The sequence below is a fragment of the Undibacterium sp. JH2W genome, assembly GCF_049340425.1.
Lineage (GTDB): Bacteria > Pseudomonadota > Gammaproteobacteria > Burkholderiales > Burkholderiaceae_D > Undibacterium.
Genome location: NZ_JBMPOT010000009.1, coordinates 67,072 through 87,726, shown reverse-complemented (window position 1 = coordinate 87,726; position 20,655 = coordinate 67,072). Strand labels below are relative to the sequence as shown.

At 49.3% G+C, this 20,655-nt stretch carries 17 protein-coding genes; 7 read left to right on the top strand and 10 right to left on the bottom strand.

Annotated elements, in window-relative coordinates:
* Positions 1 to 59 precede the first annotated feature (59 nt).
* The 4 genes from ACO0LC_RS14870 to ACO0LC_RS14855 all read left to right on the top strand — a co-directional run bounded on the left by ACO0LC_RS14870 (position 60) and on the right by ACO0LC_RS14855 (position 4,767).
* On the top strand, positions 60 to 758 hold the full coding sequence (locus ACO0LC_RS14870; protein WP_423004374.1) for a DNA alkylation repair protein: 699 nt from the start codon (positions 60 to 62) through the stop codon (positions 756 to 758).
* Between the two features lie 112 nt (positions 759 to 870).
* Positions 871 to 3,543 (top strand): polysaccharide deacetylase family protein, encoded by a 2,673-nt coding sequence (locus tag ACO0LC_RS14865; protein WP_423004372.1) that lies wholly within the window; start codon positions 871 to 873, stop codon positions 3,541 to 3,543.
* Positions 3,544 to 3,669: 126 nt separating this feature from the next.
* Positions 3,670 to 4,305 carry a cysteine hydrolase gene (locus ACO0LC_RS14860; RefSeq protein ID WP_423004370.1) on the top strand — a complete coding sequence of 212 codons (636 nt, stop codon included), beginning with the start codon at positions 3,670 to 3,672 and terminating at the stop codon, positions 4,303 to 4,305.
* A gap of 3 nt (positions 4,306 to 4,308) precedes the next feature.
* Complete coding sequence (locus ACO0LC_RS14855) at positions 4,309 to 4,767, top strand: MarR family winged helix-turn-helix transcriptional regulator (protein ID WP_423004368.1); 459 nt, start codon at positions 4,309 to 4,311, stop codon at positions 4,765 to 4,767.
* A gap of 49 nt (positions 4,768 to 4,816) precedes the next feature.
* Here ACO0LC_RS14855 and ACO0LC_RS14850 read toward each other — a convergent pair whose 3' ends face one another.
* From ACO0LC_RS14850 to ACO0LC_RS14840, 3 genes are all read right to left on the bottom strand, one after another.
* Complete coding sequence (locus tag ACO0LC_RS14850) at positions 4,817 to 5,932, bottom strand: NADH:flavin oxidoreductase/NADH oxidase (protein WP_423004366.1); 1,116 nt, start codon at positions 5,930 to 5,932, stop codon at positions 4,817 to 4,819.
* A gap of 87 nt (positions 5,933 to 6,019) precedes the next feature.
* Positions 6,020 to 6,247: a DUF6500 family protein gene (locus tag ACO0LC_RS14845; RefSeq protein WP_423004364.1), complete on the bottom strand. Its 228-nt coding sequence runs from the start codon at positions 6,245 to 6,247 to the stop codon at positions 6,020 to 6,022.
* Entirely contained in the window at positions 6,244 to 6,657 is a 414-nt protein-coding gene (locus tag ACO0LC_RS14840) for an NUDIX hydrolase (RefSeq protein WP_423004362.1), read from the bottom strand. Before ACO0LC_RS14840 ends, ACO0LC_RS14845 begins: the two co-directional genes overlap by 4 nt.
* Before the next feature lie 361 nt (positions 6,658 to 7,018).
* Between ACO0LC_RS14840 and ACO0LC_RS14835 the strand changes: the two genes are divergently transcribed.
* The gene (locus tag ACO0LC_RS14835; protein ID WP_423004360.1) at positions 7,019 to 7,825 is read left to right on the top strand and encodes a zinc-dependent peptidase; all 807 of its coding nucleotides are present in this window, start codon (positions 7,019 to 7,021) and stop codon (positions 7,823 to 7,825) included.
* Positions 7,826 to 7,871: 46 nt separating this feature from the next.
* Here ACO0LC_RS14835 and ACO0LC_RS14830 read toward each other — a convergent pair whose 3' ends face one another.
* From ACO0LC_RS14830 to dapC, 7 genes are all read right to left on the bottom strand, one after another.
* A complete protein-coding gene (locus ACO0LC_RS14830) occupies positions 7,872 to 9,857 on the bottom strand; it encodes an ATP-binding cassette domain-containing protein (RefSeq protein ID WP_423004358.1) in 1,986 nt (661 codons plus the stop codon).
* Positions 9,858 to 9,965: 108 nt separating this feature from the next.
* A complete protein-coding gene (prmB, locus tag ACO0LC_RS14825) occupies positions 9,966 to 10,868 on the bottom strand; it encodes a 50S ribosomal protein L3 N(5)-glutamine methyltransferase (RefSeq protein WP_423004356.1) in 903 nt (300 codons plus the stop codon).
* Positions 10,869 to 10,899: 31 nt separating this feature from the next.
* Positions 10,900 to 12,027, bottom strand: coding sequence for a succinyl-diaminopimelate desuccinylase (gene dapE, locus ACO0LC_RS14820; protein WP_423004354.1), 1,128 nt, complete (start codon positions 12,025 to 12,027; stop codon positions 10,900 to 10,902).
* 2 nt (positions 12,028 to 12,029) lie between these two features.
* A complete protein-coding gene (locus ACO0LC_RS14815; RefSeq protein WP_423004352.1) occupies positions 12,030 to 12,401 on the bottom strand; it encodes an ArsC family reductase in 372 nt (123 codons plus the stop codon).
* Positions 12,402 to 12,404: 3 nt separating this feature from the next.
* Positions 12,405 to 13,547 carry a PilT/PilU family type 4a pilus ATPase gene (locus tag ACO0LC_RS14810; protein ID WP_423004350.1) on the bottom strand — a complete coding sequence of 381 codons (1,143 nt, stop codon included), beginning with the start codon at positions 13,545 to 13,547 and terminating at the stop codon, positions 12,405 to 12,407.
* Positions 13,548 to 13,608: 61 nt separating this feature from the next.
* Positions 13,609 to 14,436, bottom strand: coding sequence for a 2,3,4,5-tetrahydropyridine-2,6-dicarboxylate N-succinyltransferase (dapD, locus tag ACO0LC_RS14805; protein WP_423004348.1), 828 nt, complete (start codon positions 14,434 to 14,436; stop codon positions 13,609 to 13,611).
* Positions 14,437 to 14,508: 72 nt separating this feature from the next.
* Positions 14,509 to 15,741 carry a succinyldiaminopimelate transaminase gene (gene dapC / locus ACO0LC_RS14800; RefSeq protein WP_423004346.1) on the bottom strand — a complete coding sequence of 411 codons (1,233 nt, stop codon included), beginning with the start codon at positions 15,739 to 15,741 and terminating at the stop codon, positions 14,509 to 14,511.
* 303 nt (positions 15,742 to 16,044) lie between these two features.
* Here dapC and smc point away from each other — a divergent pair, with 303 nt between their 5' ends.
* Positions 16,045 to 19,569 carry a chromosome segregation protein SMC gene (gene smc / locus ACO0LC_RS14795; RefSeq protein WP_423004344.1) on the top strand — a complete coding sequence of 1,175 codons (3,525 nt, stop codon included), beginning with the start codon at positions 16,045 to 16,047 and terminating at the stop codon, positions 19,567 to 19,569.
* Complete coding sequence (locus tag ACO0LC_RS14790) at positions 19,566 to 20,648, top strand: cell division protein ZipA C-terminal FtsZ-binding domain-containing protein (RefSeq protein WP_423004342.1); 1,083 nt, start codon at positions 19,566 to 19,568, stop codon at positions 20,646 to 20,648. Before smc ends, ACO0LC_RS14790 begins: the two co-directional genes overlap by 4 nt.
* Positions 20,649 to 20,655 lie beyond the last annotated feature (7 nt).

Sequence of the window (20,655 nt, the reverse complement as noted above, 5' to 3'; positions counted from 1 at the left end):
TTCAGGAGCTAAGCTGAAAAGCTGATTTTTTAATTGCATGTATAGGCAGAGGAGTAATGATGGATATCAGCAAGGTAATCGCCAATTTTCAAGACGCTTTGTCACAAATTGCAGATCCCGAGCGCGCCATCACCATGCGCGCCTATATGAAAAATCATTTTGAATTTCTGGGTATTTCAGCACCAGAAAGACGCAAAGCTAGCTCTGCAGGCATCAAGGATTTAAAGGCGGCGACTGCCACTCAACTACTGGAAATTGCCAGAGCCCTATGGGGGTATGCGGAGCGTGAGTATCAATATCTGGCCATCGATATTCTGGCTAAACACTGGCGCCGCCTGGGAGCTGAAGATTTGCCTGCCTTATTGGCACTGGTACAGCAAAAATCCTGGTGGGACAGCGTCGATGGATTGGCGGGAGTCATCGGTGATTTGCTGCGACAAAATGTAAAAGAAAGCAGGCAGATACAAGTCAGCATGGATGTGGCTTTGCAGCATGAGGATTTTTGGGTGCAACGTATCGCCATACTGCACCAACTGGGCTGGCGTGAACAAACAGATGCGGACAGGCTGTTTAACTATGCCCTGAAGCTGGCGGATGAAAAAGAATTTTTCATCCGTAAGGCCATAGGCTGGGCCTTGCGTGACTATGCCTGGCATGATCCAGCTGCTATTCGTGCATTTTTGCATCAGAACAAAGATAAATTTTCTGGCCTGACTTTGCGTGAAGCGGCTAAAAACCTGGATAAACTTGGGAATTAGTTACAAAAAATACGCAATTAATACTTAAGTAGTTTTCTGAAGCAACCATGTCGTACGGCATTTGCAATATGATATCGGGCTATTCTTTACTTCGCTGTCTGCATTATTTCTGATGAAACCTCAAAAAATTATTTTGTCTGCCCTTGCGGTAGTCGGTTTGGCAATTGGTTCGTATTTCGTAGTGCAAAAGATAAATCAAACGCCGGGCAGTCAAGCTGGTAGTGTACAGGTAGAACAAAAAGAGGCATTTGACCCTGCCAAGTTGCCTGAGGACTTGAATGGTTTGCTGGTGGCTTATCGCAAAATCATCATCTTGTTGGCCGATGAAAAAAAACTCACTGCCAAAGAGCGCAATGAAGCAAACCGTGTAGGCCAGGCTTTATTTCATGAAAATCTGGTCAGGCTTAATGAGCTGGATACTTATTTCAGCAAATTGAAGTCACTGCATAATGCCCAGCGTGAAGCCAGCTTTGACGCCATATTGACTTATATAGAGTCCGGCGAAGATTTATATGATGCTGATCGCCTTGCCTTCAGTGAAGTTTTGCTCAAGATGCAAAAACTGATCGCCAGTGAGCAAACCTTGCCATCCATAAAATTGCATAAGCGCATAAGCGAAGACTTGAACGCCTTAAGCGAGATTGAAAAGGAATATGACAAAGAACTCAAGGAAATTTTCTCACGTTTTGAATCACGTACCATAGAGCTTAAACGTGAGCGTTGGGATGACTATATTAGCAAACTGCGCAAGCTATATAACCGTGAACAAATTCTCAAGGATTACGGCATTATCCTGCCTTATCCAGAAAAACCTGGGCCAGCGGATGAAAAAGATAAAGAGATTTTCGGTCAGGGCTTGCCTCCCAAAACCGTGGTCCTGACTTTCGATGACGGCCCGCATGCGACCTATACCGATGAAATTGCGGCGATACTCAAGCAATATAATGTACCCGGCGTGTTCTTCCAGGTTGGCAAGAACGTCGGCAGTATTGATGCACAGGGCAAGGAGTTGCTGAACAAGAATGCAGAAACCAGCAAAAGACTGTTGAGTGCAGGCCATGTGCTGGCCAATCACAGCTTTAGTCATGCCTTGTTGTCCAAGCAAAGTGGTAATAACCTGAATGCAGAAATCGAGCAGACAGATAAATTGCTGAAAGCCATAGACCCGGCGCGCTCATCTCTATTCCGCTTCCCATACGGCGCCAAGAACAAAGAGGGTATGCAAATCCTGAATAAGCTGGGCTTGCGTTCTGTCATGTGGAATATCGATTCCCTGGATTGGGCCGATCCTGTGCCTAATTCCATCGCAGGTCGCGTATTGGGCACTCTGGAAAAAGAACAACGGGGTATTATCCTTTTCCATGATATCCACGAGCGCACGGTCAAAGCCTTGCCTCTGGTATTGGATAAATTGATTGCAGATGGCTATAGTTTTGCCTCCTGGGATGGCACAGACTTCAAGATTGCCAAAGGCGGCAAGCCTACGCCAGAAAAAGTCAGTATCACTACGGACTATCAAAATAGTTGGGCTATCGTGATTGGCATCAATGATTATGCGAAATGGCCCAAGCTGCAATATGCAGTGCAGGATGCCAATGCGATTCGCGATACCTTGATCAATCACATGGGCTTTGCTGGCGATAAGGTATTGACATTGACCAATGCAGATGCGACCCGGAATAATATCCTGGCCTTATTCCATGACAAACTGGGACATGGGCAGCTGAAAAAAGACGACAGAGTCTTTGTTTTCTTCGCCGGTCATGGAGCCACCAGGAAACTGAGTTCTGGTCGTAGCCTGGGTTACATCATCCCCGTTGATTCCGATCCCGAGCAATTATCGGTGGATGCAATACCCATGACGGATTTACAGAATATCGCTGAAAGCCTCAATGCCAAGCACATCCTGTTTGTCATGGATGCCTGCTATAGCGGCCTGGGTTTGACGCGTGGTGGTGGCACCAGCGCATTCTTGCGTGAAAATGGCAAGCGCATAGGGCGTCAAATGCTGACCGCTGGTGGTGCCGACCAACTGGTGGCTGATGGTGGCCCGAATGGTCATTCGGTCTTTACCTGGACTTTGCTGCAAGCCTTGAGTGGTAAGGCCGATATGAATGGCGATGGCATGATTACGGCAACAGAACTGGCAGCTTATATAGCGCCAGCAGTATCAAGCGTGTCGCAACAAACACCAGCATTTGGTAGCTTGCCAGGTTCTGAAGGAGGCGAATTTGTGTTCGAAATACGCGGTGAAGGGGAGTTCCTCAGTGCAAAAAGCAATCAATTATCTGCTGATGCCATTGCGCTCAATAACAAGCTGGACGGGGCAGTCGTCAAGGCAGGTAGCGATACGCCCATCGTCATCAAAAATCTGACTGGCGGAGAACAAAAAATTGCTGCGCCAAAATTGGTCGATGGCTCATCGCGTCAGTTAGCGCAAAGAGCCAATGATCATGGTTTACAACTCTACAAAGAAAAGCAATACGCACAAGCCGAAGCAGCATTTACCGAGGCTTTGAAATATCGTCCTGACTTTGGCCTGGCAGCAAATAACCTGGGCTTTGTTTACTTCAAGCAGCAAAAATATGCCGAGGCAGCCCGCTGGTTTGAAAATACCTTGCAGATAGATCCATCCAGGGCAATTGCCTATTTGAACCTGGGTGATGCCAGGGCACTTTTGCACGAGAATGAAAAAGCGCAAAAAGCCTACACCAGTTTTCTGGAACTTTCACCGAATAGTCAGAATGCCAGCTATGTTAAGGATGCGCTAAAGAAATTGAATTAGCTCTTCCCAAATTCTCGCCTCCAGAGCAGTGTAAAGGTTTTACCAGCGTAATGTTGGTAAATGCCTTGACATTGCTCTTTTTTATTTTGATAATAGTTACCATGATAACTAAATGAGGTAAATGTCATGACCGCACAATTGAAAGATACTTTTGATAAAAGCCGTTCTGCTTTTGTTTTTATAGAATTCCAGTCCGAATGGCTGGATGAAAGTGGTTTGCTATTTGAGAAACTGGTCCAGGATAAAGCTGCTTTCAGAAATGCGGTTGCGCAAGCCGCGCTAGTCCTGGCGGCCGTCCGTGAGCATGGTGGAGGAGTCGTGCATGCCGGACTCGACCTGCGTGATGATCCCGGGTATCAATTATTTGGCAAGGGCCAGCAAGTATTGGGCTTGCGTTCAGCAATCCCCAAAGCGCAGACCTGGACAGGGGCGGGTGCAGAATTTGTCGCACCCTTCATACCAGAAAAGGGGGAGTTTATTGTGCATGGCCGCTCGGGCGCCAGCGTGCTCAAGAATTCAAACCTGGACCCATATTTACGCAATAATCGTATTGATACCATCTTCCTCATGGGTTTTGCCACGCATGTTTGTGTAGAGTCCACCTTGCGTGACGCGCATGATAGCGGTTTGAATGCGTATGTCGTCAGCGATGCATGTGCGGCATTTACACGCGCCCAGGATGAATACTTTCATGAACATATCTTGCATCACTTTGGTGGTGGGACCAATGCCGCCGAACTGGTGCGCTTGCTGAAAGCCTGAAAAATGTTCTTTTTAAAAGAATTACCTACACGCCAGATGCTGGAGACCTATCAGCAGCGCTTCCCTGCAATGAAAATAGACACTGTAGAAGCAGCACTGCACATGCTCAGGCAAGCCAGCTTGTTGATGCGTGAACTGGATGCTTATTTCGCTAGCCATGATTTGTCTCAACTGCGATTTCTCATTCTGATCGTGCTCGATCGTGAAGTTGAACGCAAGGGTTTGATGCCTAGCGAAGTGGCTGCACGCCTGGACGTGTCGCGCCCGGTGATGACGCGTACCTTGCAAACCCTGGCAACGGATGGATTGCTGGAATTCATGGATGGCGACACGGATGCACGCGTTAAATTATTGCGACTTACTGCGCAAGGTAAGGCAAGCTTATACAAGGTTTTACCTTGCTATTACGCGCAAATTGAAAATTTCATGCAACTACAATCTGACAGCCCTGAGCGAGGGTAATCTATGATGCAGGCTCACTTCCTGCCAAAACAGGAGGTGAACAGAGGTGCTAGCGTTGCCCTATCCTGGTATCGCCAAACAGGTTTTTCTGGTCACGCGGTTGTGAGCGCCAGTATTGTCGTGGTGCGTCTACAGTTGCACCCAATTGGGCGGCAGCATGCCAGGGCCAGTGCGGGTCATACAAAATACCCCGCGCAATGGCGATGGCATCAGCCTGGCCATTAGCAATGATGCCTTCTGCCTGTTGAGCATCCGTGATCAGGCCGACTGCGATGATTGGCAAGCTACAGTGCTGCTTGATTTCCTCAGCAAGATGAACTTGATAGCCAGGGCCGAGTGGGATTTTTTGTTCAGGTGAGACGCCACCACTGGAAACATGGATAAAGTCACAGCCTCTTGCCTCCAGTGCCTGGACGAAGAGCTTGCTTTGTGCAATATCCAGGCCACCTGCTACCCAGTCTGTTGCTGACAGTCGCAAGCCAACTGCCATGCTGTCCTTGGGAACTGCCACCCGCACAGCATCAAATACCTCCAGCGGAAAGCGCAGACGATTTTCCACTGAACCACCATATGAATCAATGCGCTGATTAGCAATGGGGGATAAAAATTGATGCAGCAAATAACCATGCGCTGCATGGATTTCTATCGCATCAATACCCAGCCGGTGTGCACGTATCGCAGCATCAACAAAGGCCTGTTTCACGCGTTGCAGGCCAGCGTCATCCAATGCCAATGGTGCACGTTCAGCTTGCGCATGCGGCAGGGCAGAGGGTGCTGCCATTTGCCATCCACCGTCCTCCAGTGCAATCAATTGACCACCATGCCATGGCGCCTCGCTAGATGCTTTGCGTCCTGCATGGCCCAGTTGTATGGCAATAGGCATGGCAGAATGCCGTCGTATTGATGCCAATACTTTAGCCAGTGCTGCTTCTGTCTCATCTGACCACAAGCCCAGGTCGCCAGGAGAGATGCGGCCTATGGCTTCAACCGCAGTGGCTTCCAGTATCAATAAACCTGCGCCTGACAAGGCCAGTCCACCCAAATGTATCAGATGCCAGTCGGTCGCCTTGCCATCCTCAGCAGAGTACTGGCACATGGGGGCAATGAGGATACGATTTTTTAAACTTAGCGAACCAAGCTTGATGGGGGAGAAGAGAGCGCTCATGTCTTTGAAAATGCCTGAATGAAGAAGAGAATCTGATTTCTTCATTATGCCTGCGCTTTTCTTTTACTGCAGGGAGCTGCCAATTTTTCAGCTTTCTTCCAGTGCGTCAACGATTGCCTTGATCTTGACTGCCTTTTCAAAGTGATCAAACTTGTTTTCCATGATCCACCATGTGGCGGCTTCCATCAATAATCGCGGGTCATCGTTTTTGTTGGCAAAGAAGGCGTAAAAGGAGAGACCAACATTGCTGCCTTTTTGTTCTATTTTGTTATTGCATACTTCGATGATCTTTTTTCTCAGATTGCTTCTCATCATTTATTCGTATTCAGGGTTAATGCGTGCAGCCCTCGGTAGAACGAGGCTATGTGCAGCGCTTGGGAGAACTCGTTTTTTTCTATTTTTTGCTGTATTTCAGGAATAGCCAGAAAGTCGAATTCTATCTCTTCAGATACATCCAGTTGCTGCTTACCCATTAAATTAAGTCCGGTAGCGAGGAACAAGTGGATGCTATTGGTTTGACGGGCCGGGTTGGCGTACATGGTTCCCAATGATTGCCAGTGTGTAGTGGTGTAGCCTGTTTCTTCCAATAGTTCTCTTTGCGCGGCAAGGAGAGCTGTCTCACCTTCATCAATGACGCCACCCGGCAATTCTATGCAAACCTTTTTTGCACCATAACGAAACTGCTTTACGGTCAATATACGGCCATCATCTGCCTGGGCAAACACATGCACCCAGTCTGCTTCATGAAGTAAATAGTAAGGTGCTATTGTTCTTCCATTGGGGGAGCTGACATGTATCTGAGCTCAGTGTTATCCAATCATCTTTGATCAGTATTTTTGAGTTTAAAGTTTCCCAGTGTTTCATAGTAAGGTCCAGGCTTTCGAAGGAAAAAATCAATCCATCATATCTTCTCATGAAATTATCTTATTCATATTATTTAATGCCATGTGATCTGATAAGCTGATTTTCAAGGGCCATGAGCTTATATATTAATTGCTATTGAGTTTAACTTCGTCGCGCCCATTTGCATCTGATCAACGAATGTTAGATGCAAATCACATTCGCAATCCTGATTAGGTTGTCGACATGGAATGGTTACTCCTTATTATTGTTTTACTCGTACTTGGCATCGTTGTCTTGCCAAGGCTGCGTTTGCGTCATGTGCTGTCACAGGCTTTTCCCTTGAATTATTCTAAAATTCTACGGAAAAACCTGCCGGGCTATACGCGTATGCCGACTGATCTGCAAATGCAGTTGAAGAAGCGCATACGCCAGTTTCTCTATCAAAAAAATTTTGTTGGCTGCGGTGGTTTGACTATCACTGATGAAATCAGGGTAACGATTGCGGGTAAGGCTTGCCTGCTGTTGCTGAACCGTGAATCGGATGTTTATCCGCAACTTACCCATGTCCTGGTATATCCATCTGCATTCGTGGCACCCCGAACTCAAATGAATAGCGATGGCATCGTCACGCATACCAATCAGGGACTCAGTGGCGAATCATGGAGTGATGGCCGTGTCATATTGGCATGGGATCAGGTGGCGTATAATCCCGACAATGAAGCGCGTGGGCAGGATGTGGTTATACATGAATTTGCCCATCAGCTTGATAGTGAAACGGGAACGACCAATGGCGCACCAGCCTTAAAGTCAGCCGCAGCTTACAAGGCATGGTCGGCGTTGATGGAAAGAGAGTATGCGCAACTGCATCAGGCGATCGCCAATGATATTGCTAGCATCATTGATCCTTATGGTGCGACCAATCCGGCAGAGTTTTTTGCTGTGGTGACTGAAGCCTTCTTCAAGAAAAGCCGCGACCTTGCTCACTACCACCCCGCCTTGTATGAGCAATTGCGGGCCTATTACCAGGTTGATCCATGTGACTGGGTTTAATTCTTGAATCAAAAAAAACAAGGGGCGCTGTATGCGCCCCTTTGCTTTATTCTACCGCTTCCAGAAACTCCTGCTGTTCCAGCCAGTCAGCTTCTATCTGCCCCAGTTCCTTGACGACGTAAGCCTGGTCAAGTAACAGTGTCTTCAGCTTTTCCTTATTGGCATCGTTATAAATATCGCCGTCTTCCAACTGCGCATCGATGTCTTTCTTTTTGATGTTCAATTTAGCCATCTGTTCTTCGAGGCGCTTGATGCGTGTTTCTATCGGTTTGCGTAGATTGGCGAGGCGCGTGCGTTCGTCGGCATCACGTTTTCGCTGTTCCTTGTCATCAACCTTGGCAACGGGAACAGGCTTGGCTTGTGGTAAAGCCGCTTCCTGTGCCTTGGTTTTTTCTGGTAGGGCAGGGTTGGCTTTTTCCAGTTTGTTTTTGAACAGCCAGTCTTTGTAGTCGTCCAGATCGCCATCGAACGGTTGCAGCTTGCCGTCGGCAACGATGATGAACTGGTCCGTCGTGGCGCGCAGCAAATGCCTATCATGTGAAACAACGACGAGAGTGCCTTCAAACTGTGCCAGGGCATCGGTCAGGGCTTCGCGGGTTTCCAGGTCCAGATGGTTGGTTGGTTCATCCAGCAGCAGCAGGTTAGGGCGCTGCCAGACTATCATTGCCAATGCCAGGCGGGCTTTTTCTCCACCTGAGAATGGTTTGATAGGGCTGCTCACCATCGTGCCTGGGAAGTTGAAGCCGCCGAGGAAGTTGCGTAATTCTTGCTCGCGTACATCAGGGGCAATATGGGCCAAGTGCCACAAAGGTGATTCATCGTGGCGCAGCATCTCTACCTGGTGCTGGGCAAAATAACCTATGGACAAACCCTTGCCGGTTTGCATGACACCGTTCAATGGTGCAATATCGCCAACGATGGTTTTGATGAGTGTGGATTTACCCGCACCATTCACACCCAGGAGACCAATGCGCTGGCCGATTTGCAGGGTGAACTTGACATCGCCCACGATTTTTTTCTCGGTGAAACTGTGATCAGTTTCTGATTCTACGCGGTAGCCGCAATCCACATCTTCCATCACCAGCATGGGATTCGGGGCGCTCAATGGTTCGCGGAATTCAAAAGAGAATTCAGCAGCAGCCCGCAAAGGTGCCATTTCCTCCATGCGCGCCAAGGCCTTGATGCGGCTTTGTGCCTGCTTGGCTTTGGATGCCTTGGCCTTGAAGCGGTCAATAAAGGATTGCAGATGGGCGCGCTTGCGGTTTTGTTTCTCCAGCATGCCTTGTGCCAGTTCCAGCTGAGCTGCACGCTGACGTTCAAAGCCGGAATAATTGCCACCATAGCGCTTGAGCTTGCGCTCATCAATATGCACGATGACATTCACCACGCCGTCAAGGAAGTCGCGGTCATGGGAAATAATGATCAACGTGCCTTCATAACGCTTGAGCCAGTCTTCCAGCCAGATGATGGCATCCAGATCCAAGTGATTGGTTGGTTCATCAAGCAGCAGCAAATCGGATTTGCACATCAGCGCCTGCGCCAGATTCAGGCGCATACGCCAGCCACCAGAAAAACTGGCGACGGATTGTTCCAGTTCATTGATCTTGAAGCCCAGGCCCAGCAGTAATTGTTCTGCACGAGGGCGCACGGTGTAGGCATCGGCATCGGCCAATGCACCATACATATTGCCGATGGCAATACCGTTTTCATAGCTCTCCGGTTGTGCTTCGAGTTCAGCCAGTTGTGCTTCCAGCTTGCGCAAGGCGACGTCGCCATCTATCGCGTAATCGATGGCGCTGCGTTCCAGAGGTGGTGTTTCCTGTGCGACGTGGGCGAGCTGCCATTTGGCCGGGAAATCGATGCTGCCCTGGTCAGGATGCAATTCACCGCGCAACATGGCAAACAGACTGGATTTGCCTGCGCCGTTGGAGCCGATCAAGCCTATCTTGTCGCCGGGATTGAGCGTCACATCGACGCTGTCAAATAATGGTTTGATGCCGCGCGCCAGGACGACTTGTTGAAGACGTATCATATAAACTTAATTAATGGGTAATGCTATTGTTGATGCAAAAAAATGGAAAAACGGGCAAAACTGGTTTTGCCCGTCTTCATTATGTTTATTACACTGCGCTATACTGATTTATGCAGTGAAATTACTCAGTTGGTCAGCCTCTACCAAAAATACCATGTCATCACCGGCACTGGTGCTCAACCAGGTCAGGTTCAGTTCTGGGAAGGCAGCTTCGGCAAAGGCACGTTCATTGCCAATTTCCACCATCAGCAAACCGTCTTCGGTCAGGCGTTGTGCGGCACCTGCAACTATTTTGCGCACCAGGTCCATACCGTCATCACCACCAGCCAGGGCAATTTGCGGTTCGTGTGTGTATTCCTTGGGCAGTTTGGCCATGGAACCAGAATTCACATACGGTGGGTTGGTGATGATCAGGTCATATTTCTTGTTCGGCACATTGCTGTACAAGTCAGACTCGATCAGGGTAATGCGGTCCTGCAATTCGTAGGTTGCCACATTACGTTTTGCCACTTCCAGTGCATCTTTGGAAATATCGACGGCATCCACATGCGCTTCAGAGAACATATCTGCCAGCATGATAGGCAGGCAGCCAGAACCGGTGCACAGTTCAAGGATGTTGGTGATGCTGTCCGGATCTGTCACCCATGGTGAAAAATGTTCAGGGATTAATTCAGCAATAAAAGAGCGCGGCACGATGACGCGTTCATCCACATAGAAGTTATAAGTGCCGAGCCATGCTTCATTGGTAATGTAGGAAGCGGGCACACGGTCTACTGCACGCCTGTCAATCACGTGCAATACCGCATCTATTTCTGACGGCAATAAATGCGCATCCAGGAATGGCTCTATTTTGTCGAGTGGCAGGTGCAAGGTATGTAGCAGCAAATAAGCGGCTTCATCCAGGGCATTGGCACTGCCATGGCCAAAGAACAGCTTCTCTTTGTTGAAGCGGGTGACGGCATAGCGCAACAGGTCGCGCAGGGTCAGGAAGGTAGTAGCGGGTGTAGTCATATTGTTTCCATATCGGCCAGTGGTGAGCTGATCAGGTCAGCAGGTTTTCCAGAGTGCGGCGATAAATGTTCTTGAGCGGGTCTATGTATTGCAGCTCTATGTGTTCGTCAATTTTGTGTATGCTGGCATTTGGCGGCCCAAATTCCACCACCTGTGGGCAGATCTTGGCGATGAAACGGCCATCTGAAGTGCCGCCGGTAGTGGAGAGTTCTGTCTCTATACCTGTCTCAGCACGTATGGCATCACCCAGTGCATCGCTGAGGCTGCCTTTGGGTGTCAGGAAAGGATGTCCGCCTACCGTCCACTTCAACTCATATTCCAGGCCATGTTTGTCGAGTACGGCATGCACACGTTGTTGCAAGCCTTCGGCTGTGCTGGCAGTGGAAAAACGGAAATTGAAATCGATGACCGCTTCACCAGGGATAACGTTGGAAGCACCCGTGCCAGCATGGATATTCGACATTTGCCAGGAGGTTGGCAGGTAATACTCATTGCCTTCATCCCAGACTTCAGCTACCAGTTCAGCCATGGCAGGGGCTGCCAGATGTATAGGGTTTTTTGCCAGTTGTGGATAGGCGATATGACCTTGCACACCTTTGACGATCAGTTTTCCCGACATGGTGCCACGACGGCCATTCTTGATAGTGTCACCCAGCTTGTCGACAGAAGTTGGTTCGCCAACGATGCAATAATCAAGCTGCTCGCCACGAGCCTTGAGTTTTTTGCAAACAACGACTGTGCCATCGGTAGCCGGACCTTCCTCATCACTGGTAATCAGAAAACCGATGGAGCCCTTATGATCTGGATGTGCCGCGACAAATTCTTCTGTCGCTACCACAAAAGCGGCAATCGAAGTTTTCATATCAGCCGCGCCACGGCCATATAACTTGCCATCTCTGTGAGTTGGTGAAAATGGGGCAGACTGCCATTGTGTGACAGGGCCGGTAGGCACTACATCAGTATGGCCAGCAAACACCAGCAAAGGCTGGGTCTGACCACGTCTGGCCCATAGATTGGTCACATCCCCGGATTGTATGGTTTCGCACTGGAAGCCCAGAGGCTCCAGCAGGGCGATCAAAGTGCTTTGACAGCCTTTGTCTTCAGGTGTGACTGAATCCAGCGCGATCAGCTGTTCGGTCAGGGCTAGTGTTTTACTCATGTTTACTTATGAAAAATGGACTGGTACTGCGGCACGGAAAAACCGACATTCACTTGCGATTTGCCATCATTATTGATCAGCAATACCGGGCGTTTGATGACAGATGGTTTATCCAGCATGAGTGCAATTGCCTGTTCTGTGTCTGTGGTCGAGGCCTTTTCTACATCACTGAGTGCGCGCCAGGTAGTGCCTTTGCGGTTGATCAGTACATCCAGGCCTTGATGCTCCAGCCATGTTTCTATGGCGGCACGATTCAAGCCTTGTTTTTTGAAATCATGGAATTCAAAAGCCAGTTCCTGATCTTGCAACCAGGTACGGGCTTTTTTTACGGTGTCACAGTTTGGAATGCCAAACAGGGTAATGCATCGCGTCATACTTTATACGTTCAGGGTAAATTCTGTGAAAGAAGCTTCTTCTTTTGTTTCTGGTTCTGGTTCTGGCTTTGCAGCTATCGCAGTGGATGCTTCATTGTTCAGCAACCATAACAAGTTATTGGCAGAGTCAGAGTTGGCCAGGCCTTCTTCCTGCGTGATCAAGCCTTCACGTATCAAATGCATGAGGGCGCGCTCAAATGTTTGCGAACCAGGTGACAAACTTTTCTCAATCGCTTCCTTGATCTGGAAGATATCGCCTTGTTCTATCAACTCAGCCACGTAACGGGTATTGAGCATGATTTCGACCGCCGGTGCACGACCACCATCTTTGGCGCGTATCAGACGCTGCGAGATAATCGCGCGTATGGAAGACGACAAATCCAGCAACAATGCACTACGCGTTTCCATAGGGAAGAAGCTGATAATACGGTTCAAAGCCTGATAACTATTATTCGCATGCAGGGTCGCCAATACCAGATGGCCGGATTGTGCATAGGCAATCGCTGCCATCATGGTTTCCAGGTCGCGAATTTCACCGATCAGGATGCAGTCTGGCGCCTGGCGCAGTGAGTTTTTCAGCGCAGTTTTCAGGCTTTCAGAATCGCTACCGATTTCACGCTGATTGACGATGGACTTTTTACTGCGGAACAGGAATTCTATCGGGTCTTCCAGTGTCAGGATATGGCCAGTCTTGACTTCATTCCTGTGATCCAGCATGGATGCAATCGTGGTTGACTTGCCTGAGCCGGTAGAACCGACCAGCAAGATCAAACCACGTTTTTCCATAATCAGCTCTGACAATACCGGTGGCAAATGCAAGGTATCGAGCTTGGGAATATCACCAGGTACATAACGGAAGACCGCAGAGATCGAGCCGCGCTGACGGAACGCCGAAAGACGGAAGCGACCTATGCCTGCAGCACCGATACCGACATTGAGTTCGTTTTCGGCTTCCAGTTGCTCCATATGCTCAGGCTCTACCACTTCGCTGAGCAGCGACAAGATATTTGCCTGATCCATCTTCTGCTGATTGATAGGGAGCAGATTGCCATTAATTTTCAAATGTATGGGCGAATTCATCGCGAAAAACATGTCAGATGCATGTTTTTCCTTCATCAGTTGAAATAACCTCTCCATCGCTGCCATGATGTGTCCCTAAGCTGAGCTAATTATTAAAATAAAATGCAAAAAAAGGCGCAAAAAATGCTTAAGCGCCACGCAACAATTCATTGATGCTAGTTTTGGAACGTGTTTGCGCATCGACACGTTTCACGATCACTGCGCAATACAGGCTGTATTTGCCATCAGCCGATGGCAAGTTGCCGGAAACAACGACAGAACCTGCAGGTACGCGGCCATAGCTGACTTCACCTGTCGCGCGGTCATAAATCTTGGTGGACTGGCCGATGTAGACGCCCATGGAAATAACGGAATTTTCTTCAACGATCACGCCTTCTACGATTTCTGAACGTGCACCGATAAAGCAATTGTCTTCAATGATGGTTGGGTTAGCTTGCATAGGTTCCAATACGCCACCGATGCCAACGCCACCAGACAAGTGCACGTTTTTGCCGATTTGCGCGCAAGAGCCGACGGTTGCCCAGGTATCAACCATCGCGCCTTCATCGACATAAGCGCCGATGTTGACATAAGAAGGCATCAGTACCACGTTTTTTGCGATAAAGCTGCCACGACGTGCAACTGCAGGCGGCACCACGCGGAAGCCGCCTTTGACGAAATCTTCAGCCGTGTAATTGGCGAACTTGGTTGGCACCTTGTCGAAGAACTGCATGTGTTCGCCAGAAGGCATAGTGATATTGTCTTCCAGGCGGAAAGACAGCAATACAGCTTTTTTGATCCATTGATTGACTTGCCAGCTACCATCAATCTTTTGCGCAACGCGCAGAGCACCTGCATCAAGTTCGCTCAAGACATGGGCAACTGCCTCGCGGATTTCTGCAGGGGCAGATTTTGGTGAGAAATTTGTGCGATCTTCCCAGGCTTGATCAATGATTTGCTGTAATTGTTGAGTCATGTTGAGTGTCTTCAAATGAAAATGTAAAAAATAAAACCGAAATAATCTTGTGTCTGCTGCCCGGTTGTCGTGTCAGGCTGCTGCAGGAGTAAAATTCTTGCAAAAGCTGACTATCCTCTGTGCTGCTTCCAGGCATTCTTCAGGCTCGGCCACCAAGGCCATGCGTATGCGGTTTTGCCCAGGGTTAATGCCATGAGCCTCGCGCGCCAGGTAGCTGCCGGGCAGAACTGTTACATTATATTCCTCGTACAGGCGACGGGCGAACTCTGTGTCTGATAAACCCACGGCATCTGGGATTTTTGCCCAGAGGTAAAAGGCGGCGTCAGGCAGTTTTACGTCCAGCACTTCTTGCAAAATCGGCGTGATCTGGGCAAATTTGCGTATGTATTTGTCGCGATTTTCTTGCACATGTACTTCGTCATTCCAGGCGACGACTGAGGCAGCCTGTATGTTAGGGCTCATGGCACTGCCATGATAAGTCCGGTACAGCAGGAATTTCTTGATGATTTCAGCATCGCCAGCCACGAAGCCTGAACGCATGCCAGGCACATTCGAGCGTTTTGACAGGCTGGACAAGGTGATCAGGCGTTGATAATCATTCCTGCCCAGTTCACGTGCAGCCTGCAAGCTGCCCAGCGGTGCTTCAGCCTTGAAATAAATCTCGGAATAACACTCATCGGCGGCAATAACAAAGTCATAACGGTCTGACAGGGCAAATAACTCTTTCCAGTCATTCAGATTCAGTACTGCGCCAGTAGGGTTGCCGGGTGAACAGATATACAGCAGTTGTACGCGCTGCCAGACTGATTCGGGGATGTTTTTGTAGTCGGGTGCAAAATTACGTTCGGGGTCAGCATTGGCAAAGTAGGGCTCAGCCCCGGCCAGATATGCTGCACCTTCGTAAATTTGATAAAAAGGATTGGGACAGACCACCAGCGGCAAGCCATCCTTGCAGGCACTGGTATCGATGACGGTTTGCGCCAGGGCGAACAGCGCTTCGCGTGAGCCGATGACAGGCAAAATCTGGCTGGCGGCATCCAGCGGCGGTATATTGTAACGACGTCCCAGCCATGCTGAAATGGAATTGCGCAAGGCATCCGAGCCAGCAGTGGACGGGTAACTGGCCAGACCTGCCATATTGTCGACAATAGCATCCTTGATTAAAGCTGGAGTAGGGTGCTTGGGTTCGCCTATGCCCAGGCTGATCGCTGGAAATTCGGGATTTGGCACAACATCGGCAAACAGGCGCTTCAGTTTCTCGAACGGATACGGCTGCAACTTGCTGAGATAGGGATTAAATGTCATTTTTCGAATTGTTGTCGACGCTAAACAGGCTTTTTAGCTTATTTATCTGGTCTGCTTGAATTTGCTGCTTCTTATTTACAATCCGTATTATAGCGTCCCGAGGATTCTATAGAGAAAGGCTTTCCACTGTACTTGTGTGAAATACTGATTAATATGTAAATTGTGTCATAAGTTTGAAAACTGAAAATTTTGCTCTTACGATGGTATGATGCAGCGATACAGGAACATGGCTGGCATTGCAAGCCTTGGCATATATACGATACGCGGTAGATTTGACTGCAAAAGATAATAAAATTATATAAAGTGCGCTTAACTTCTATTAAATTGTCGGGATTTAAATCTTTTGTAGATCCCACCCATTTTCAGGTTCCTGGCCAACTGGTTGGTGTTGTCGGCCCTAATGGTTGCGGCAAATCCAATATTATTGATGCTGTGCGCTGGGTTTTGGGTGAATCCAAAGCGTCTGAGCTGCGCGGCGAATCCATGCAGGACGTTATCTTTAACGGTTCCACACATCGCAAACCCGCTGGCCGTTCATCAGTCGAGCTGGTTTTTGATAACAGCATGGGCAAAGCTGCCGGTCAATGGAGTCAATACGGCGAGATTGCCGTCAAGCGTACCTTGACGCGTGACGGCACATCTACTTACTACATCAACGGGCAGCCAGTGCGCCGCCGCGATATTCAGGATATTTTCCTCGGTACTGGTCTGGGGCCGCGCGCCTATGCGATTATCGGCCAGGGCATGATTTCGCGCATCATCGAAGCCCGTCCAGAAGAATTAAGGATTTTCCTCGAAGAAGCTGCTGGCGTTTCCCGTTATAAAGAGCGCCGCCGCGAGACAGAAAACCGCATCCATGACACCCATGAAAATCTGGTGCGTGTAGAAGACATACTGCGCGAATTGAATAACAACCTGGACAGGTTGGGTGCGCAAGCCGTTGTTGCCAATAAATTCCGCGAATTGCAGACTGATCAGGAAGAAAAACAAAAACTGCTGTGGCTGCTGCGTAAAAAAGAAGCAGAAAATGAACAAAAAAAGCATTTCGCCGAGATAGAAAAGACCCAGACCGACCTCGAGGAGCAAACAGCCAAGCTGCGCCATGTCGAGCTGGAGCTGGAACAAATGCGCCAGGCCCACTATGCAGTAGGCGACCGCATGCACCAGGCGCAAGGTCATTTGTACCAGACCAATGCCGAGATTGGCAGCCTGGAAGCACAAATTAAGTTCGTCATCGAATCTCGCAGCCGTTTGCAGTCACAATTGCAGTCACTGACTGCGCAGCGCGATCAATGGCAAAACCAGAGCCGCCAATTCCAGGATGATTTGTCTGAAGGCGAAATCCATGTCGAAGAGCTGGCCATGCGCGCCGAGCAGGCATTGGAAGTCAGCCAGCAACAGCAAGACAAACTGCCAGCGATGGAGCAAATATGGCGTGAGTCGCAACTGAAGACGACAGAATCACGCGCCAAGATCATGCAGATGCAGCAACAGATAGAGCTGGAATCTGCCCATCAGCGCAATGCCTCAAATATCCTGAATACCCTGACAACCAGGCGTGAGCGCCTGATGCAGGAAAAGCAGGGGCTGGTATTGCCGGATACGACGCATCTGGACAATCTCTCCATGCAACTGGAAGAGAAAAAACAGGTGCTGGAAGAACTCACCATGCAGCTGGAAGAAGCGCAAGAGCGCTTGCCTTTGCTGGAAGATGAACGCAAACAGGCGCAGCAGCAAGTGAACCAGGACAGCGCTGAATATGCGCAACTGGAAGCGCGCTTGCTGGCCCTGAAGCAATTGCAGGAAAAAGTACAAAGCCAGGGCAAAGTACAGCCTTGGCTGGAAAAACACGAATTGAGTGGTTTGCCAAAAATCTGGCAAAAATTGCATATCGAAGCTGGCTGGGAAACCGCGCTGGAATCCATCTTGCGCGAACGCACTGCAGCCTTGGAAATGTCAAACCTCGAGTGGGCCAAGGCCTTTTTTGGTGATGCTCCACCTGCCAAACTGGCTGTTTGTGCGCCTACCATAGTCGGCGAGGCTGTCACACCTCTGGCGAGTTTCAAACCCTTCATCGACTTGCTGCAACTCAATGACGCAGGTTTGCGTGGTTTGATGCAAGACTGGTTGCACCAGGTATATATCGCTGAAGATATTACTTCTGCCTTCATGGACAGGGTTAAATTGCCAGCCGGCGCCTGTTTTATCACCAAGCAAGGCCATGTTATTGCCCGTTCCAGTGTACGTTTTTATGCCTCCGATTCTGAGCAGGATGGTGTACTGGGCCGTCAGCAAGAGATAGAAAACATTACCAAGCAATGCCGGGCCAAGCACATGCTGGCCGACGAGTCCAAGACACGCGCTGTACGCGCAGAATCTGCCTACACTCAGGCCACCCAGCAATTGCAAGACTTGCGCCAACGCGTGGGCAGCCTGACGCAAACTACCCACAGTCTGCAAATCGAATTCATGAAACTGTCTGAAGTGCAGGAACGCTTTAATCAGCGCAGCACACAGATAGGCAGTGACCTGGCGGAAATCGCAGCGCAAGAGGGTGAGCAACAGCAAATCAGGGCCGAGTCCGAGCAAAAATTTGAGCAACTGGATATGGATCTGGCAGAGTTGCAGGAAAGCCATGAAGAAGGTCAGACCGCTTACCTGGAAAAAGAACAGCAACTGAATGAAGCCAGGCAGCGTTTGCGCGATCTGGAATTGGCTGCGCAAGAAGCCGCTTTTGCAGAAAAATCCCATCGCAGCAAGATGGAAGAATTACGCCGCAGTATTGCGACAGCCCTCGAGCAATCAGCACAACTGTTTGCCAGTATGCAGCAAGGCCAGCTTGAGCTGGAATCCATGGATGACCAGACTGCACAAGCCGGCCTGCAAGATTTGCTGGACAGGCGCAGTTCTCAGGAAGTGGCGCTGGCAAATGCCCGTCATGAACTGGATCAACTGACGCAGCAACTGCGCCATCACGAAGAATCCAAAATGCAGGTGGAACGCAGCCTGCAACCACAACGGGATCGCATCGTTGAATTGCAATTGAAAGAACAGGCTGCGCGCCTAAGTCAGGAGCAGTTCTCGGAGCAATTACGCAATTTTGAAGTCGATGAAGAGGTTCTGGCGCAAAAGCTGCATGATGATCTTAGACCATCTTATTTGCAGGGTGAAGTTACCCGCCTGACCAATGCGATTGCGGCCTTGGGTGCCGTGAATATGGCTGCTCTTGACGAGCTGGCGCAGGCAACCGAGCGCAAGACTTTCCTGGACGCCCAGCATGCCGACTTGACTGAAGCAATCACGACCTTGCAGGATGCCATCCACAAGATTGATATTGAAACACGCGACTTGTTGCAAGACACCTTTGACAAGGTGAACCATCATTTTGCTGAACTTTTCCCTATTTTATTTGGCGGCGGTCAGGCGAAACTAATCATGACAGGTGATGAAATCCTGGATTCTGGCGTGCAAGTCATGGCGCAGCCACCCGGTAAAAAGAATGCAACCATACATTTGCTGTCTGGCGGTGAAAAAGCCCTGACTGCGACTGCACTGGTATTCTCGATGTTTCAGTTGAATCCTGCACCTTTCTGTTTGCTTGATGAGGTCGATGCGCCTCTCGACGACTCAAATACCGAGCGTTTCTGTAATATGGTGAAACGCATGTCCTCAAACACACAGTTTTTATTTATCTCCCATAACAAGATTGCGATGGAAATGGCACAACAATTGATTGGTGTCACCATGCAAGAACAGGGGGTTTCACGAATCGTGGCGGTAGATATGGAATCTGCCGTCAATTTTGCTACTGAGGTTCAAGCAGCATGACAGATCTACAAATCAGTTTGTTAGCAATAGGTGGAACGCTGGTGGTCGGCGTCCTGGTTTTTAATAAATGGCAAGAATACAAAGCCAAGAAAACCGTTGAAAATGCATTTGGTGACGGTCATGATGATGTACTCATGAATCCAGATGCACCTGTGGAATCCATCGTCAGACATGAGCCTAGCCTGGATGGCGATGTTCAGCCAATTGAGGAAGTGCCACAAGTGCACGCGCCCATGCATGCAGACGTTGCTGCTGAAATGGAAGCCCCAATAGCAGTTCAGGACAAAGAATTGCCGGTAGACGAATTAATCGATTGCGTGATTCCACTAGAGTTTGAAACGCCTATACGTGGCGAAAAAATACTGGCAGAAATTGCCGAGCTTAAATATGTAGGTAAAAAGCCCGTGCATTTCATCGGCCAAAGCCATAGTGGCGAGCGTGATGTGATTGCTGTTGGTGGTGCTTACACTTGCCTGTTTGCCGGTGTGCAAATGGTCAGTCGTAATGGCCCTTTGAATGAACTGGAATATTCCGAGTTCATCATGAAGTTGCGCGCAATAGCCGACAATCTGAGTGCGCACCCTGATATTCCAGACATGAATAAAGTCATGGTACACGCTCGTGAACTGCATCAATTCGTCGCCGAACATGATGCGCAGTTGAGTGTCAATATTGCGGCCAATGGCGCTCCCTGGGCATTGAATACCTTACTTGCAGCACTTGAGAAAATGGGCTTCGATCAACGACCAGATGGTCGCCTGATGATGCCTGATGGGGATGGCGGTAGTTTGTTTACCTTGTCTACCAATGTCAGCGTCAGCGAAACCATGACTTCCCGCCTTACCCTGTTGCTGGACGTACCCTGCGTTGCTCCTGCTCGTGATGGCTTCGGTGCCATGGCAGCTTGCGCACGCTCTTTGGCGACTCGTCTGGGGGGCACAGTCGTGGATGACGGTAATCAGCCTATTTCCAAGCTGGCACTGGATGAGATATCCGGCCAGGTTCAAGAATTTTATGCGGCAATGGCAGAGGCGCAGATTCCTGCAGGCTCCCTGCGTGCACAACGACTATTTAGCTAATTATTGT